The sequence below is a fragment of the Dactylosporangium sp. NPDC048998 genome (assembly GCF_043197855.1).
In the GTDB taxonomy this organism is placed as follows: domain Bacteria; phylum Actinomycetota; class Actinomycetes; order Mycobacteriales; family Micromonosporaceae; genus Dactylosporangium.
The window spans coordinates 1-15,180 of sequence record NZ_JBICTV010000068.1 but is presented as its reverse complement, the minus strand read 5'-3'; the positions used below and the strand labels follow the sequence as shown (position 1 = coordinate 15,180).

The following is a 15,180-nucleotide window of genomic DNA, read 5'->3' as shown; positions in this document are numbered from 1 at the left end:
CCGGCCGAGGTCAGGCCGCTTCCAGCCGGGCGTCGGAGTACTTGCCCGCCAAGTTGAGGATCGCCTGCGCTGAGCGCAGCCGGTGCAGGCCCTGGCCGTCGAGCAGGTCGGTGATGGCTGCGGCGGTCGCGGGTCCGGTCTGCCCGGCCCGGTCGCCGACAAACCGCAGGTCATCCCAGCGAAACGATGGCCGCGCCGATCGCCTCGACAGTCACCGCGACACACAGGCTCGGCGGCCAGTGGAGTTACGTTGAGTAGCGGGAGCCAGTTATCGGACGGCTACCGGATCTGTCGAAAGGAGTGTGCTTCGGTCGCGACCCGACGGCGACACGCACCCGGCGAGGCGCCCGGCCGGATCGTCGCCGGACCGCTGATGCGCTGGCATAGTTGCGGCCGGCGCCGTCCTGATCGTGCCGTCCGCGTCCTCATCTGGCGTGAATAGGGCGTTGTCCCGATTGTTGCGCTCAGCGCGATTGTCGATTTCGGTGGCCTTGGATGTGGCCGTTCTGGGCGAGGTCGGCGCGCAGCTGGGTACGGGTGCGCATCAGGATCCGGCCGAGCATGTTCTTGCCGGCGCCGCTCCGGCCCCGTCCCCAGTAGTGATCGGTGCCGGTGTCCTCGACGAGTTCCTCATCGCCGGTGTCCAACAGGACGGCACGGATGTCGGCATGGGTGGCAAACTTGGCCGCCACGCCCCGGCGCATGATGTCGTCTTTGACCCGCTCCCAGTCGCGGCGCAGTGGACGGGACCGGTCGCGGCCCAACTCGGCGGCCCGCAGCGGGGTCGCCGCCCGCCGGATGAGTTCAGCGTGGCGGGTACCGGCGAACTTCTGAGCCTGGAAGTAGTGCTCGGAGGTCGACCACCAGCGGCCATCAAGGTCGAAGCCGTGAGCGGAGAAGTTGGAGAAGCAGCCGTACGGAACATCGTCGGTGCCGTAAAAGTAGATCGTCACCTGGGCCTCGGATCGGGGTCGGGGATCCGCACCGTGCCACAAACATCGACAAAGTGGCAACCGAGTTCGCAAACCGCCATCCGCACATGCCGCGGGTGTTGTGCAGCGGCAGGACACTGCCGGTAACAGCAAGTGACAGGCTCAGCAAGGTCGAGGCTTCCTGTCCTGCCGAGAAGCGAATACGTGATCACATTGCGCGTCGGGACACTCTTGAGCAAGGATCAAGCTCATGACCTACGGGAAGGGCGCCCTGCGCCTCGCAGCGTGAACAGCCCGGCGCCGGCGGTGTCGCCGGACGGCTGGGGGTGGTTGGAAGCGGGCATCGTCTCGGGCGATCTTCTGGTCCCCGGCAATCATGCGCGGTCTTGGATGTTCGGCACGGTCCAGGCCGACCCGGATGGGCCGACGACCCATCGTCTGCTGGCGTTTACGACCGATGGCCGCGCATCGGTGCGCCGGACGGTTTTTGAGTTGCTGGCCCAGTTGTGTTTCCAACATTCCGAGTGGCCTGTGGTGGCATTCGCCGCCGAGTCGGCCTTGAGTGACGCGGACCTGGCGGTACGGCGTACCGCGGCGGCGTTGCTGGTGCACACCGGCGAACTCGGTCGGGCCATGGCGGCGTTGAACGCCTCGATCGATCCGGTCGTCCGGATCGTCCTCCTGCGCGCCGTACTCCGGCGCACGATCCCGGGGCATCAAGCGACCCTCGAACGCCTGCGGTCGGATCCGGTTCCGGCCGTTCGGCTGTTGGCCAACGTCGCGCTGTTGAGCAGGGAAGACTCGGCGGCCTGGTCGGCGTTGGACGCCGCGATCCGGGCCGATCTCGAAGCCTCCATCGGTGTCCTGAACGGGCCGGAATCCCGTTTTGCGGAGACTGCGGGTGAGCTCTGGGCGCGGGCGCTGATCGGTCTCGACCGGGAGCAGGACTGCTGTGCCTGGGTGGAACGGCTGGCGAATCCGGCCAAGAGCCCGCAGGTCAGGCTCGAAGGCGTACGGATAGCGGTTGCAGCGATGCGTGCGTGGCGTGCCGCGCCCGGCCGGGTGGCGCCGATACTGACCGGTCTGCTCGGGGAGGAGCCTGCTGAGGTGGGGTCGACGGCGCTAAGAGCGTTGGCGTTGTCGTTGACCGCGTCCCGGCTGCGCGCCGACGATCTCGCGGCGGTGATGGACGACCCTGAGCTCGGCGCGGTGGCCGCCACCGCGCTGGGCTGTGTCGGCGACCACCGCGCGGTGCCGCATCTGGTACGGCTGATGCTCTCCGACAGTGACGAGCCCCGGCTGGCGGAGGCGTTCCGGGCGGTTGCTCGGGCAGGCGCTGACCCGCAGGCGCCGGTGGCCGCTGCCCGGCAGATCCTGGCGGCGCTGCCGGCTTCCTGCTCGCCGGAACTGCCGATGCGCGTGCTGGCCGCGTTCGGTCCGGCTGCGGCTGCAGCCGTGCCGGAGCTCATCGCCAGGCTCGAGGGAGCCGAGAACGACACTCCGGATTGGGCGTTCTACGTCCTGGGACAGATCGGTCCCGCCGCCGCAGCTGCGGTCCCGCAGCTGCGGGACTACCCGACGCAAGGCGCGACGTCCGCCCTTCTCAAAGTCACGTCGGACCGGGCCGTGGCCGAACGGTACCTTGCCGGACGCCCGGAAGAACTTCGCCGTGACCGCTTTGCATCGGAGCTGCTGACCTGGCTCGCCGAGCACGGCGGGCTCACCGTCCGCCAGCACAAGCAACTGCGGAGTCTGTTCAGGGTTCCCGGATTCGAGCAGGTGGAATCGGCCGGCGCACTGTGGCTCCACGAAGGTCCCGCAGCCGCCGATGAACTGCTGGCGGTCCTGCCGAAGTACCTGTCCGACGACCTGCACGGGCCCAAGGTGCTGCGGGTATTCACCGCGATGGGGTCACATGCCCGGCCGATACTCGACCGGCTGGATCGGTTCATAGCCTCGCGGCGTCGAGCGGGATTCAATATCGGCGATGACGGCGCCGAAATGCGCGCGGACGAGATGTTGCTCGCCGCGACGATCGCCGCCCGTGAGCAGATCTCCGGACAGCGCAGTAAGGCGAGGGTCTAGCCACCGCGCGGGCGTACTCTTCTGCCGCGATGGTCGCGCACTATTGATAGCCGGCAGCCAGGCTTACAGCGAAGGCAGGGGATCTCCGGCAGCTGGACTGACGCGGTTATCCAGGAAGTAGCTGTAAACCTGCAAATGGGCCTCCAAATCACCGTCGAGGTAGACGAGGTAATCGGCCAGCCCAGTCGCGACCTCTCGTTCGTCGGCGCGGTCGGAGACGCTCCATCGCCGAAGTTTTGTTGTGATCCACTCGCGCACGCGTCTGCGGTCGCGCCACCACTCGCGCACGAGGCTCGGCGTCCATTGCCTGTCACCGTCACATGCCCAGCCAGCCCACGGATCCTCCTCGGCGGCGGCGATGACAGCGCGTAGTTCCTCGATGTTGCCTGGCTGGCGGTAGAGGAACTCCTGTTCGTAGTCGATGTCGTCGCCATAGAGCACGTGTCGCGGCGCGTGCAGCCGACCGACCCAGCAGTTGTCAGTCATGGCGCCATAGAACGGGCCGGGGATGTTGCGCCAGTTGCGCTCCTCCCACTTGCCTTGGAACGTCGCATCGACACCGCGCTCCCACGCGGCGTTACGGGGTTGTGATGCGAACACAGCCTGGACGTGTGGCTGCGTAGCCCAGGAGCCTTACGCCGAGGTGATCGCTGGTCATGGTCATCCGGCCGGTGCATACTCACTGCCCATGACATACGACCTCGCCGTTTGGGAAGGCGACCGCCCGGACGAGTCGGACGCGGCGCGGGTGTTCGCCACGCTGTACGACCGGTATATCGGCGGAGGCGACTCGCCACCCACGCCGGCAATCAGGGCGTATGTGGAGTCGCTGCTGGACAGGTGGTACGAGATGGGCGACCCACGCGATCTCGATGACACGAGCCCATGGTCCGACGCGCCCCTGATGAATGACGCGTCAGGCCCGATCGTCTACTTCGGCATGCGGTACAGCATGGCCGACGAGGTCTCTGCCGCCTGCGCTCAGATGGCCGCCGAACGGGGACTTGTCTGCTTCGACGTGCAATGGAACCAGCTCCGGCCGGCCGCCGACGAGTGAAACGCGCCAGGCTCACCGGGCCGCTTGATCACGTGTCCGGATCTGCCGCTGAGTACGGTTCGATCCCAGGCCTTCCGCTCAGCTTGCGGGCGCTACGTTCGACGGCGTGAAGGCTGCGGACCTTGCTCGACGTTTTCGTACCTATGACGGTTGGCTGCCGCCCGCGGTCGCCGACCGGCTGGCCGAGCACGGGCATCTCGACGAACTGCGGCGCCTGGCCGAGCGAGGCGACTGGTGCTGCGCCGATCGGTTGGCGCGTGCGCTGTTCGAGCGGCACGAACCCGAGGTCGCCATGCGAGTGCTCCGGCCGTTCGTCGACACCGGTTGGTGGCAAGCGGTGGAGGTGCTCGTGGACTTCCACGACAGGCGCGGCGAGACGGATGCCGCGATCGCGCTCGTGCGGGGAGCGTTGGACAAGGGGAGTCCGCACGGAATCGAACGGTTGGCGGTGCTGCTGGCCAAGCGGGGACGCGTGGACGAGGCTGTGGTGCTGCTCCGGCCGTACGCCGGTGAGGACGTGGTGCTCGATGCGCTGGTCGAGCTGACCGAGGGGCACGGATACGACGGCGAGCTCACGGCGCTGGTACGCGAGCAGATCGAGGCTGACAGTCCCGTGAGGTTATGGAACGCCGCGGCGGTGCTCGCCACGCTGCTGGAGCGCCAAGGGCAGGTGGACGAGGCGCTGGAGGTGCTCACCGGGAGCGCCTTCGGCGAGCATGCCGTGTTCGTCAATGCCGTCGAGCAGCTCGCTGACATTCTGGCCAGGCACGGTCGGGAGCGGCAGCTTCGCGGGTTGGTCGCCGGCGGTGGTGGCGAGCACGCCGTCTTCCGGTTGGCCGTCTGGCTGGAGAGCCTCGATCGGGTGGACGAGGCCGTCGAGGCGATGCGGCCCTTCGCGGCGGACGGTTCGCCGAACGTTGCCGCTGCCCTGGCGGAGCTTCTGACCCGGCACGGCCGCGCCGACGAGGCGATCGAAGTCCTGCGGCCGGTGCCGAGGTTGATGGGCGGCGACCCGGAGTGGCTCGTCGGGATCTTGTGCAAGCTTCTGGTCGAGCGAGGCCGGGCCGACGAGGCGCTCGCGGCGATCGACGATCTTGCGGCGCATAGCGGCGGCATCTGGATCGAGCTGCTGTTCGAGCGCGTCGAGGTGCTTGCACGGTCGGGGCGGGTCGAGCAGGCGATCGCCGAGCTGGGCGCTCACCCGGAGGGTGGCACCTGGTACGGGACCTCGAAACTGGCCGGCCTTCTGGTCCTCGCGGGCCGCCCAGGCGAGGCGATCCGGACGCTGGAGTCCGCCGACGACTCCGCGTGGACCACCGCCGAACTGGCCGTGCTCCTGATCGACCAGGGCCGTGTCGAGGAGGCGCTGGCGCTTTTCGCGCCCGAGGAGGCGCCCAAGAGCGAGGAGGGCAGGGCGTTCTGGCGGCGGTTCCACCGCGAGGGCCGTGTCGCCGGGATCGAGCCGCCACGGGCGGCGGACCGGTGAACTGGTCCGAGGTGCTGGACGCGCGGCCCATCGGTGTCGACTGCACATCGACATGCTGCACACGCCCAAGCCGATCACCGCTGAATGCTCAGCAAGGTCCACGCTCATAGCCGCGACCCGCGTGCTGGAAGGCGTCGCGGCCGTCTGCGGGCTGCGATGTCGACGTTCGCCCGGAGGTGCGTCAGTTGGCCGGCACCGCGCCGCCGGCCTGCCAGGTGTTCCAGGGCACGTTCCAGTCGCCGTACCCGTCCCAGGTCGGCATCGTCGGGCCTCCGGTGTTGGTGTAGGTGATCGGGTCGCCGACCTGGGCGAAGTCGAAGTACGCCTTGGCGTTTGCCTCGGTCAGGTTGGTGCAGCCGTGGGAGGTGCTGCGCTGGCCGATGTTGCCGCCGTTCCAGCTGGCCGAGTGGACGTACTCGCCGGAGTTGGTGACCCGTACCGACCACGGAACCTGCTCGTCGTAGCCGTCGCCGACCATGTGTTCGACCGCCTTCTTCTCCATGACGACCTTGGTGCCGTTGAACGTGGGGGTACTCGCCTTGCCCAGCGACACCGGGAAGTCGAAGACCTGCTTGCCGTCGGAGGTCACGACCATCCGCAGGGTCTTGCCGTCGACCTTGCCGACGTTCGCCGGCCCGGTCTTCATGTCGAGGGTCAGGCTGTTGTCGTACACCAGCCCGGCCCCGCCCGACTTGCCCTTCGTGTCGAGGTTCATGGCGACCTCGGCGTGCGCCGGCCAGAACTCGGCCGGGCGGTAGTGTGCCTCGATCGGGTAGCCGGCGTAGATCGTGGACTTCTGGAAGTACCACGCGCCCTGGGCCGGCGCCCCGTTGACGGTGACCTGGGTCGCCGCGTCGAAGTCCTTGGCGCTGGTGATCGACGCCGACAGGTACGCGATGATCGGCATGCCCACGCCGTACGTCGCCCCGTCCTTCTCGTACAGCCGCACGTGCACTGGCTTACCGCTCGGCGCCGGCGACACCGAAGGCGACGCGCCCCCGGCCGGCTGCTGGCCCGACGACGGCGCCCCTGACCACGAGGCCTGCGGCGCGGAGTTCCCGCCGCACGCCGTCAACCCGAGACCAAGGCCGACCAGCAGCGCCGCCACCCGCACGCGGTGAGAAGATCGCATAACCACGACGATGCCCCTTATGCACGCCGGCCGCCACCGCTGTCCGGCTCGACCACATCACAATCGGCCGGATCGAACCTCACTGCACTGTCAGCACGCGGTCCCTTTCAGCCTTCGCCCGGACCTTCACCCCTCAGTACGGCCGGGCGACGGCTTTGATGCAGCGGCAAGCCTTGATCAGCTGCACGCTCATGCCGCGGGTGTTGTGCAGCGGCAGGACACTGCCGGTAACAGCAAGTGACAGGCTCAGCAAGGTCGAGGCTTCCTGTCCTGCCGATGACAGGGCGTTCAAAAATCGATGCCCACGAACCACTCGGAATCGGGTGGCCTGTCGACGCCGAGGACCGTGGCAATTCGGCAACCGCACCTGGGTGCGAGCGGTGGCACCGCTGGCACGGCGGCCATCCTAAGATCGCAGGCTGGAATTGATCTCTGCTCAACCGCTTTCGGACGGCGGGAAGGGGAACCGGCTTACCATGGCGCGTCGGCCGGCGACGACACGCCGGATGCTGCCTGATCTGGAGTTTCGATGCCCTTCACCCTGAGTCATCCCGCCGTGGTCCTGCCACTGAGCCGGGGACCGCTCGTCGCCTCGGCCCTGGTCATCGGCTCCGTGGCACCGGATCTGCCGTACGTCCTTCCGCAAGCCACCTCGGCCGACTGGGGCTGGTACAGCAACTACAACCTGACGTACACGCACGAGCTCGGCACCGGGATACTCTGCGGGACGATCACGGCGCTCCTCCTGGTCGCCCTGTTCCACCACCTGCTCAAACGCCCGTTGATCGCTCTGCTGCCACCGGCCGCCGCCGCCCGTCTGGCCGGCGCCGCCGAGCGATTCCGCTGGTCGGGGCCCCAGCGGTTCGCCTGGGTCGCGGCGTCCGCGGCGATGGGCGTTCTCACCCACCTGGCCTGGGACGCGCTCGTCCATGAGAACGGCTCAGCCTGGTGGTCGCTCCTGCCGGACACCCGGAACGTGACCGAGGGCTTGTGGTGGGTGAGCACACTGGCCGGGGCCGTGGCACTCGCCGTCTGGCTGTGCCGTTGGTGGCGCAGGACGCCGCGGGGATGGTCCGGATCGCTGCGCCCGGCCGTACGGTGGACCGCCCTCGCGGCACTGGCCGTGGCCGGTGTGATCGGGGCCGTCTTCCAGGTCGTGAAGCATGGCGACAACCTGATCGACGCCCTTCGCTCGGTGGCCGTCCTGCGCGGCGCGGTGGGTGGCGCGATGTCCGGCTTCGGGGCGGCTATGCTTCTTTACGCCGTCCTCTGGCGGATCCGGTCGCGGAGCACGAGCGCCCCGGCCGCATAGCGGTGACCCATCGGCGCCGGAGGTCGGCTCGGCCACTGCCGGACGACGATTTGGCTGGTTGCCGTGCCTTAGCGACGGCAAGGTGACCGTCCGCCGGCTCGACGGCGCGTTCAACCTCACCGGCTGGCCGTGGGCCGGCGACGACGGCATCGGCGGGCAGCCGGTCACCCAGTTCAACCTCACCACCGGCCAGCGGCGCAGCCTCAGCGTCCCGGCCGGGCAGGAACTGTTCTGCGGCGCCGCCTAACCCCGACCAACCACTGACCGATTCAACAATCCAGATCAGCCTTTAAATTGACACTCCCCATCCAACATCACGTGCGCACATCTGCCGCGGCGTGCGTGCTGGTGTTCATCGCCGCTCGTGACGCACGGTGATACATGGCCGCCTTTCCTGTCCCCGGCGCTGGCGTAGCACCGCTGGGTGAGCTCGTGCTGCGTGCGGCGACAGCCGCATACCTCGGTCGTTACCGTGGCCAGACCCGGCTGCATAGCGAGTCGGACTTGCGGGTCTTCCTGCGCTGGTGCCTCGACCAGGACCTCGACGCGCTCAGCGTGGTTCGGGTCGACATCGAACGCTACGTGCGCTGGCTACAGGATGTGCGCTGCTACCAGCCGTCCACCGTCTCGCGCCGGCTGTCCGTCATTGTCGGGTTCTACCGGGCCTGTGTCATCGATCCCTGTCGACATGCGAGAGGAACTCGGGGACTTCGCCGCCATGGGGGTAGCGGAGGGTGAGGGCCGCTCGTATGGCGGCGTAGGCGGCCTCCCAGGCGTCCACATCGTCGTCGACTCGATCGAGCAGTCGCAGTTCCTCGGCGAACAAAAGCCCAACGTCCTCGAACGCCGTTTGTGCGCGGACTTGAGCTTGGAGCCAAGGGAAGTCGCTGCCAATTTAAGACGAGGTCGGCGAGCCCGCTCATCGCCGCGGTACAACGACCAGACATCGCCATCAGACGTGCGGCGCGACGGGCATGAACACGCCACTATCTGGCGCATCCCCACGAGGTGAACCGCAGCCGACACCACGCCCGGAGGTCGCCGAGTGATGATCGAGAACAGGTGACGATGCGTAGCGCGCGGTCCATGGGTCCGATGTGGACAGCCATCGCGGAGGGCATACGAGGCTGCCAGGGCTTGGTGAGGCGCTGTCGCAGGGATGACTGTGTCATGACCTTCCGACGCGCCGTCTTGTCAGGCCACCGCAGCAGTGCCCCGGCTTGGCCGATACCCGACATGGCACTCTGCCCACGCTGGGCCTGACAGTCCGCTTGTGTAACTATCGTGCTGACTGTATATAGTGTCCATGTACAGGCGAAGGAGGAACGGAGAGCTCTCGTGCGGGTGGTGTTGTCCAATAGCGCTGGCGTGCCGCTCTATCAGCAGATCAAGGAACAGGTCGGTACGGCCATCCTGTCAGGGGAACTCGCTGAGGGCAGCGCTCTGCCCTCCGTGCGGGCACTTGCTCGTGATCTGCGGATCAGCATCATCACCACCACCCGCGCCTACGCGGAGCTGGCCGCCGAGGGGTTCATCGCAACGGTCCCCGGCAAGGGCGCCTACGTCCTGCCGCTGGACTCGGCGCTCGTACGCGAGCAGCTGCTGCGCCGGGTGGAGGACGGCCTGCAGACCGCCCTGGACGCCGCCCTCCGGGCCGGCCTCGACCGTGAAGATCTCATCCAGATCCTGGACGGATTAATACAGGCCGAGCATGAGTACGCCTCAGCTCAGGAGGGGATGAGTCGGTGACCAGCGATCTCGCGTTCGCCCTACGTGGCGTGGGCTGCGTGGTGGGCAACGGCTTCGCGTTGCGTGATGTGAGCTTCGAGCTGCCGACCGGCTATGTCATGGGTCTGATCGGTGCGAATGGGGCCGGCAAGACGACGACGATCCGTTGCCTGCTGGGCATGCGCGGGATCGAGACCGGCGATATCGAGCTGCTGGGCCACCGGGTGCCCGGACCGGTCGCGCTCCGCCAGGACGTCGGGGTGGTGCTCGACCACACCTATCTCGTGGGCGACTGGCGGCTTTCCGAGGTCGAGCGGACGCTGCGGCCCTTCTACGACCGGTGGGACGCCGTCCGCTATCGACAGTTGCTCGAGGAGTTCGGCCTGGATCTGCGGGCGAAGGTCAAGGACCTGTCCCGCGGTATGGCGATGAAGCTGATGATCGCCGTGGCGCTGTCGCATCGGGCGCGGCTGCTCGTCTTCGATGAGCCGACCAGTGGCCTTGACCCCGTGGCCCGCGATGAGCTCGTCGGTATCATCGGGGACTTCCTGCTCGACGAGGGGCACAGCGTCCTGTTCTCGACGCACATCACCGCCGACCTGGATCGCATCGGCGATTACGTGACGCTCATTCATGGCGGTCGCATCGTCCGAACCGGCAGTAAGGACGAGATCCTGGATGCTTACCGGGTTGTGCGGGGCGGGCCCCACGATCTGAGGGACCTTGTCGGCGTCGAGCTGATCGGCGTCAAGGAGTCATCGAGCGGGGCGCAGGCTCTGGTCCGCACCGAAGAGGCCGACCTTCTCGGCGGGGGCGTCCTCGTTGAGGTCCCCACACTGGAGGAGATCGCCGTCCACATCGGATTGTCGTCAAGGAAGCCAGCGGCAGAAGTGCCCAACGGCCGGCACGAGGAGTTTGCATGACCGCCGTTGCCCGCATGACCGTGCTCCATCTGCGCACCGTTGCGCCGTACCGGACGCAGGGCCTACTGGTGTTCGGCGTGATCGTCCTGATTGATTCCCGCAGCCTGGTAGGTCTCCTACCGGCGCTCGCGCTGCTGCTCGCCCCGTTGGTCGCCGCACAGCCGTTCCTGGTCGCCGACAAGGCGGACCTGCAGACGCTGTACGCCGTCCTGCCCCTGTCTCGCCGCACGGTGCTGCTCGGGCATTACGCCTGGGCCCTGATGAGCTTTTTCGCCATCGTCATCACGGGTACAGCCCTGGCCGCTCTCCTCGCGCAGGCCCAGCACATGGCGTTCGGCGGTCGTAGCCTGGCAACGCTGCTGACGCTGTCCTGGGCGCTGTTCGCCGTCAACATCTCGATCCAGCTCCCATTGCTGATCCGATTCGGATACACCCGCATCAGCGTCCTGGCCACCACCGTGCCGCTGGCGCTGGTCATGCTGGCCGTCATTCGGGTCCACCTGGACCTCGAGTCGATCCAGGACTGGCTGCCACTCTTCTGGGCGGCCGGCGCGGCCGCGATAGCGACGTCCGCTGCCCTGGCGTCGTGTGCTTCGAGCCAACGGCAGCGCTCCTGACATGGCACTGCCGCCGGACGCGCACAAGTCCTCGTTCCAGCATCCACACATCGGCATGAGCGTGGTGACGAGCACGCCGGGGGGTTCCCGATGGTGGGCGGTGCCATGGCCGGTGTGGCTGGTGGCCGGGCTGATGGTCGCCGGGTTGCTCAGCCTGTCGCGGGCGTACGGCTTCCATGGCGACGAGATGTACTTCGTGGTGGCCGGGCAGCATCCCGCGTTCGGGTATGTGGATCAGCCGCCGCTGACGCCGTTGCTGTCGGCGGCGTCGGTCGCGGTCTTGGGGGTCTCGCCCACGGCGGTGCGGATCCTGCCGGCGCTGGAGATGGCCCTGGTCGTGATCATCGTGGGGTTCATCGCCCGTGATCTGGGTGGCTCGCGCCGGGCGCAGGTGCTGGCCGCGGTGACGGCCGGCGTCTCGGGGTATCTCGCCGCCGGGCATCTCGACACCACCACCGAGCCGGACCTGCTGATCTGGGCGGCGGTGATTTGGTTGCTGGTGCGGGTGCTCGCCGGTGGGGACCGGCGGCTGTGGGTGGCGGTGGGGGTGAGCGTGGGCATCGGGCTGGAGAACAAGGACACGCTGCTGTTCCTCGCCGCGGGGCTCGCCGTCGGGGTACTGCTGTGCCGGCGCTGGGAAGTCGTCCGCTCGTCGTGGGTGTGGACCGCGGTCGTGATCGCGGCCGTGATGTGGGCGCCGAACCTGGCGTGGCAGGCCGTGAACGGCTGGCCGCAGCTGACGATGGCCTCGCAGATCGCCGGGTACGCGGCGACGAACCGGGCCCAGGTCCTACCGTTCCTGTGGCTGTTCTGCGGTCCCTTGCTGTTCCCGGTCTGCATCGCGGGCCTGGTCTGGGTGCTGGGGTCGTGGGCGGCCGCGCCGTGGCGACCGCTCGGGCTCGCCGCCCTCGTGGCCATGGCCCTGGACCTCGTCAGTGGCGGCAAGGCGTACTACGTGATCGGCAGCGTCTCGCTGTTCATAGCGGCTGGCGGGATCGTCCTGGACGGGTGGATTGCCCAGGGCCATCGACGGCTCAAGACCGGGGGGTTCGCCGCGGCGGCCGTCGCCTCCGGCGGGCTGATCGCGATCCTGACCCTGCCGGTCCTGCCGGTCGCCGATTACGCCAAGACCACCCTGCCGGCCACGGTGCCCGACGTGGCCAACCAGATCGGCTGGCCGCAGTTCGTCGCGACCGTGGACCAGATCGTGGCCGGACTACCCCCGGCGCAGCGCGACCATGCGGTGATCCTGAGCAATGACTACAGCGAGGCCAGCCCGCTCATCCTCCTCGGCAAGGGACTGCCGCCGGTCTACTCCGGTCACAATTCCTACTGGACCTGGGGACCCCCACCCGCCGAGCGCACTGTCGTGGTCCACGTCGGGGATTGGCGACCGACCAACTGGGCCCGGTACTTCACCGGCTGCCGGGATGTCGCCCATATCGACAACCGGCTCGGAATCGACAACAGCGAACAGGGCGTCACGGTCACGGTGTGCACCGGCATCAGCGCCCCATGGACGACGATCTGGCCTGCCCTCCGCACCGTCAGCTGACCCAGCAAGCCCGCGCTCACTACCGCTCGGCAGGTTGGCTCGGCAAGGAAAGCGCCCAACACAACATCTGGAAATGCCGCGATCCGGTCGTTACGAAACGTAGTGGCAAGTCGGGTCCCCGGCTCGCGGACATGCCGAATTGAGGGCGTTTGACAGCGCGTTGAACGGGACGGCATTCACGGGTAGCTTCTCGACCGTTGTACGCGGAACGCGACAGCGGAGCCGGGCCGCTATGACCCGGCTCCCTTGCTGATCAGTACGCGGAAAGCGACGTGAAGAACTGCCTCAGTTCGCTGGCGAGCAGGTCCGGTTCCTCCAGCGGCATGAAGTGTCCGCCCCTACCTGGTTCGTTCCAATGCCGGATGTCGGTGCAGGCGCGTTCGGCGATCTCGCGCGGGAAGTTGGCCTGCGACGGTTCGGTGCTCACCGTGAACGCGGCGGGCACGGTGATAGCGGGTCGTGGGCTGTTGTGACCAAAGTCGAAGTATTGCCGGAACGAGGAGCCGATCGTGCCGCTCGCCCAGTACAGGGTGATGGTCGTGAGCAGCGTGTCCCGGTCGAAACGGCTTTCCAGGTCCCCGTGGTTGTCGCTCCAGTCTCGGTACTTGTCGATGAGCCAGGCGGCCAGTCCGGCTGGGGAATCATTCAGCGCCGCGGCGATGGTGTCCGGCCGGGTGCCCATGATGGCGCTGTAGCCGCCATCGGTCTGGTCGTACGCCGCTTCGGCATCGAGGTACGCCTGCTCGGCGGGCGACAGCGGGTGAGAGTCGAAGCTGGCCGGGAACGGTGGATGGATCATATGAATACCGGCTACCTGCTCGGGATACAGGGCGCCCAGCCAACCGGTGACCACGCCGCCGACGTCGCCGCCGAAGGCGCCGTAACGCCGGTAGCCAAGGACGTCGGTCATCAACAGGTGCAGCGTCTGCGCCATCGCAGCGCGGGTGAGCGGACCTTTCGGCAGCTCCGAGTACAGAAAGCCTGGAAGTGAGGGAACCACCACGTCGAACGCGTCGGCGGGGTCGCCCCCGTGGCGAGCGGGGTTGGTCAGCCGATCGACCAGCGGCAGCATCTCCACGAAGCTGCTGGGCCAGCCGTGGCTCAGGATCAGCGGCAGCGGCGCGGACACGCCGGCCGGACGCGTCCCGAGTACGCGAAGGAAGTGCATGCGTCGGCCGCCGACCTGGGCCTGGTAGTGCGGCAGCGCGTTGAGTTCGGCTTCCCGAGCGCGCCACTCGAACCCGTCGAGCCAGTAGGACACCAGGTGCCGCAGGTAATCGGGGTCGGTGCCGGCCTGCCATGGCTGATCGCCGCTGCGGTCGGTGAAGCGCGTACGGGCCAGTCGGGCCCGCAGGTCGTCGAGTACCTCGTCGGATACGTCGATACGGAACGGGGAGAAGGTCATTGTTCCTCCGGCTAGGAGGGCGCTTCCCCGACGCGAAGTCAGCGGACAGGGTTGGCCGGGTGGAGCGCCCAGACGTGACATTGGGTGTTCACCGGGCTCACCTCCCCTCATCGCTGACAGCGGTCACTCTACACGTCCTCTTCTGCCGCCGACCGCGCGCTGCTCGTGGAATTGTGGTCACGCTCGGTTCTTGTTCCTCTGCGCCCTGTGCGGCCTTCTGAACTGTCGGCGAAGGGCTGCGATTCAGGCCAGATCGGGCCAGATCCCGGGACCGGCGGTCGGGTCGCTGAACGTCGTTCCGTTCGGCGCCGGCCCGCGGCGGGCCCGCGCGACGGCCAGTTGGTTGGCGATCATGCGGGGACCAAGGTCATGCGTGATGCGCTGGATGTTGCTCACCGGCTGCCCTCTGACCGTGATCTCGCGCGGGGGCGGCGGTGTGTCCTGCTGCGCAGCTTGGTACGCCGCGCTGACGTGCTCGGCTCGAGCCGCCAGTTCCGCGACCGGGTGGCCCCCACCGTAGAGCGCGGCGTAGACGTCTGTCTCGAGGGTGATCGCTTCGGCCTCCCAGTCGGCCGGCTGGTCCGGCCGGGCGCCACCGGCGCGGTAGGCCGCCGCGGAGCGAGCCTGTGAGGCCAGGCCCCACATGCCGGCTGTCACCTCGGCGAACGGCTCGTCGTCCGGATCGAACTCGTATGCCCGCGGGGCGGGAATCACGGGAAACCCGAACGCGCGCACCAGCTCGAAGGTCTGCTCGACCGGGTTGAGGTATGGGCCGTTCGGGTCGTCCCGCCATTCGAGTGGGTAGCGCAGAGCGCGGTCCAACCGTGCAGCCGACAATGTCAGGCCGGCACCGCAGGCCCAGTCGGCGATCTGCGCTTCTAGGGCCTCCAGCGTGCCGCCGGCCCGCACCCGCGGCCGGTGCAGCATCCCGCACTTGACCTCGGCCGA

Annotated in this window: 16 protein-coding genes; 10 read left to right on the top strand and 6 right to left on the bottom strand. The window is 68.0% G+C overall.

From position 1 onward, the window contains the following. Positions 1 to 464 precede the first annotated feature (464 nt). Positions 465 to 953 (bottom strand): NADAR family protein, encoded by a 489-nt coding sequence (locus ACGFI8_RS47060; protein ID WP_392815431.1) that lies wholly within the window; start codon positions 951 to 953, stop codon positions 465 to 467. A gap of 264 nt (positions 954 to 1,217) precedes the next feature. Here ACGFI8_RS47060 and ACGFI8_RS47055 point away from each other — a divergent pair, with 264 nt between their 5' ends. Beyond that, positions 1,218 to 3,017: a hypothetical protein gene (locus ACGFI8_RS47055; protein WP_392815428.1), complete on the top strand. Its 1,800-nt coding sequence runs from the start codon at positions 1,218 to 1,220 to the stop codon at positions 3,015 to 3,017. 63 nt (positions 3,018 to 3,080) lie between these two features. Here the strand turns inward: ACGFI8_RS47055 and ACGFI8_RS47050 are convergent, their stop codons facing one another. Next, complete coding sequence (locus tag ACGFI8_RS47050; protein ID WP_392815425.1) at positions 3,081 to 3,617, bottom strand: hypothetical protein; 537 nt, start codon at positions 3,615 to 3,617, stop codon at positions 3,081 to 3,083. 88 nt (positions 3,618 to 3,705) lie between these two features. On the opposite strand from ACGFI8_RS47050, the gene ACGFI8_RS47045 reads away from it, so the two are divergent. Then, on the top strand, positions 3,706 to 4,074 hold the full coding sequence (locus ACGFI8_RS47045; protein WP_392815424.1) for a hypothetical protein: 369 nt from the start codon (positions 3,706 to 3,708) through the stop codon (positions 4,072 to 4,074). Between the two features lie 106 nt (positions 4,075 to 4,180). Further along, on the top strand, positions 4,181 to 5,560 hold the full coding sequence (locus tag ACGFI8_RS47040) for a tetratricopeptide repeat protein (RefSeq protein ID WP_392815421.1): 1,380 nt from the start codon (positions 4,181 to 4,183) through the stop codon (positions 5,558 to 5,560). 181 nt (positions 5,561 to 5,741) lie between these two features. Here ACGFI8_RS47040 and ACGFI8_RS47035 read toward each other — a convergent pair whose 3' ends face one another. Further along, the gene (locus ACGFI8_RS47035; RefSeq protein WP_392815420.1) at positions 5,742 to 6,692 is read right to left on the bottom strand and encodes a L,D-transpeptidase; all 951 of its coding nucleotides are present in this window, start codon (positions 6,690 to 6,692) and stop codon (positions 5,742 to 5,744) included. A gap of 133 nt (positions 6,693 to 6,825) precedes the next feature. Continuing rightward, a complete protein-coding gene (locus ACGFI8_RS47030) occupies positions 6,826 to 6,984 on the bottom strand; it encodes a hypothetical protein (protein WP_392815417.1) in 159 nt (52 codons plus the stop codon). A gap of 237 nt (positions 6,985 to 7,221) precedes the next feature. On the opposite strand from ACGFI8_RS47030, the gene ACGFI8_RS47025 reads away from it, so the two are divergent. The 7 genes from ACGFI8_RS47025 (at position 7,222) to ACGFI8_RS46995 (ending at position 12,827) form a co-directional block, all read left to right on the top strand. Beyond that, positions 7,222 to 8,004 carry a DUF4184 family protein gene (locus tag ACGFI8_RS47025; protein ID WP_392815415.1) on the top strand — a complete coding sequence of 261 codons (783 nt, stop codon included), beginning with the start codon at positions 7,222 to 7,224 and terminating at the stop codon, positions 8,002 to 8,004. 82 nt (positions 8,005 to 8,086) lie between these two features. Further along, positions 8,087 to 8,251, top strand: a complete 165-nt coding sequence (locus tag ACGFI8_RS47020) for a hypothetical protein (protein ID WP_392815412.1) — start codon at positions 8,087 to 8,089, stop codon at positions 8,249 to 8,251. Positions 8,252 to 8,385: 134 nt separating this feature from the next. Then, on the top strand, positions 8,386 to 8,742 hold the full coding sequence (locus ACGFI8_RS47015; RefSeq protein WP_392815410.1) for a site-specific integrase: 357 nt from the start codon (positions 8,386 to 8,388) through the stop codon (positions 8,740 to 8,742). 600 nt (positions 8,743 to 9,342) lie between these two features. Further along, a complete protein-coding gene (locus ACGFI8_RS47010; protein WP_392815409.1) occupies positions 9,343 to 9,753 on the top strand; it encodes a GntR family transcriptional regulator in 411 nt (136 codons plus the stop codon). Then, positions 9,750 to 10,655: an ABC transporter ATP-binding protein gene (locus ACGFI8_RS47005; protein WP_392815406.1), complete on the top strand. Its 906-nt coding sequence runs from the start codon at positions 9,750 to 9,752 to the stop codon at positions 10,653 to 10,655. The genes ACGFI8_RS47010 and ACGFI8_RS47005 overlap by 4 nt, the downstream gene beginning before the upstream one ends. Continuing rightward, a complete protein-coding gene (locus ACGFI8_RS47000; protein WP_392815403.1) occupies positions 10,652 to 11,272 on the top strand; it encodes an ABC-2 transporter permease in 621 nt (206 codons plus the stop codon). The genes ACGFI8_RS47005 and ACGFI8_RS47000 overlap by 4 nt, the downstream gene beginning before the upstream one ends. Before the next feature lies 1 nt (position 11,273). Further along, positions 11,274 to 12,827 carry a glycosyltransferase family 39 protein gene (locus ACGFI8_RS46995; protein WP_392815402.1) on the top strand — a complete coding sequence of 518 codons (1,554 nt, stop codon included), beginning with the start codon at positions 11,274 to 11,276 and terminating at the stop codon, positions 12,825 to 12,827. Positions 12,828 to 13,080: 253 nt separating this feature from the next. Here ACGFI8_RS46995 and ACGFI8_RS46990 read toward each other — a convergent pair whose 3' ends face one another. Both ACGFI8_RS46990 and ACGFI8_RS46985 read right to left on the bottom strand, forming a co-directional pair. Beyond that, positions 13,081 to 14,232 carry an epoxide hydrolase family protein gene (locus ACGFI8_RS46990; RefSeq protein WP_392815400.1) on the bottom strand — a complete coding sequence of 384 codons (1,152 nt, stop codon included), beginning with the start codon at positions 14,230 to 14,232 and terminating at the stop codon, positions 13,081 to 13,083. Between the two features lie 243 nt (positions 14,233 to 14,475). Beyond that, on the bottom strand, positions 14,476 to 15,180 hold a 705-nt coding region (locus ACGFI8_RS46985), incomplete at its 5' end, for a hypothetical protein (RefSeq protein WP_392815398.1).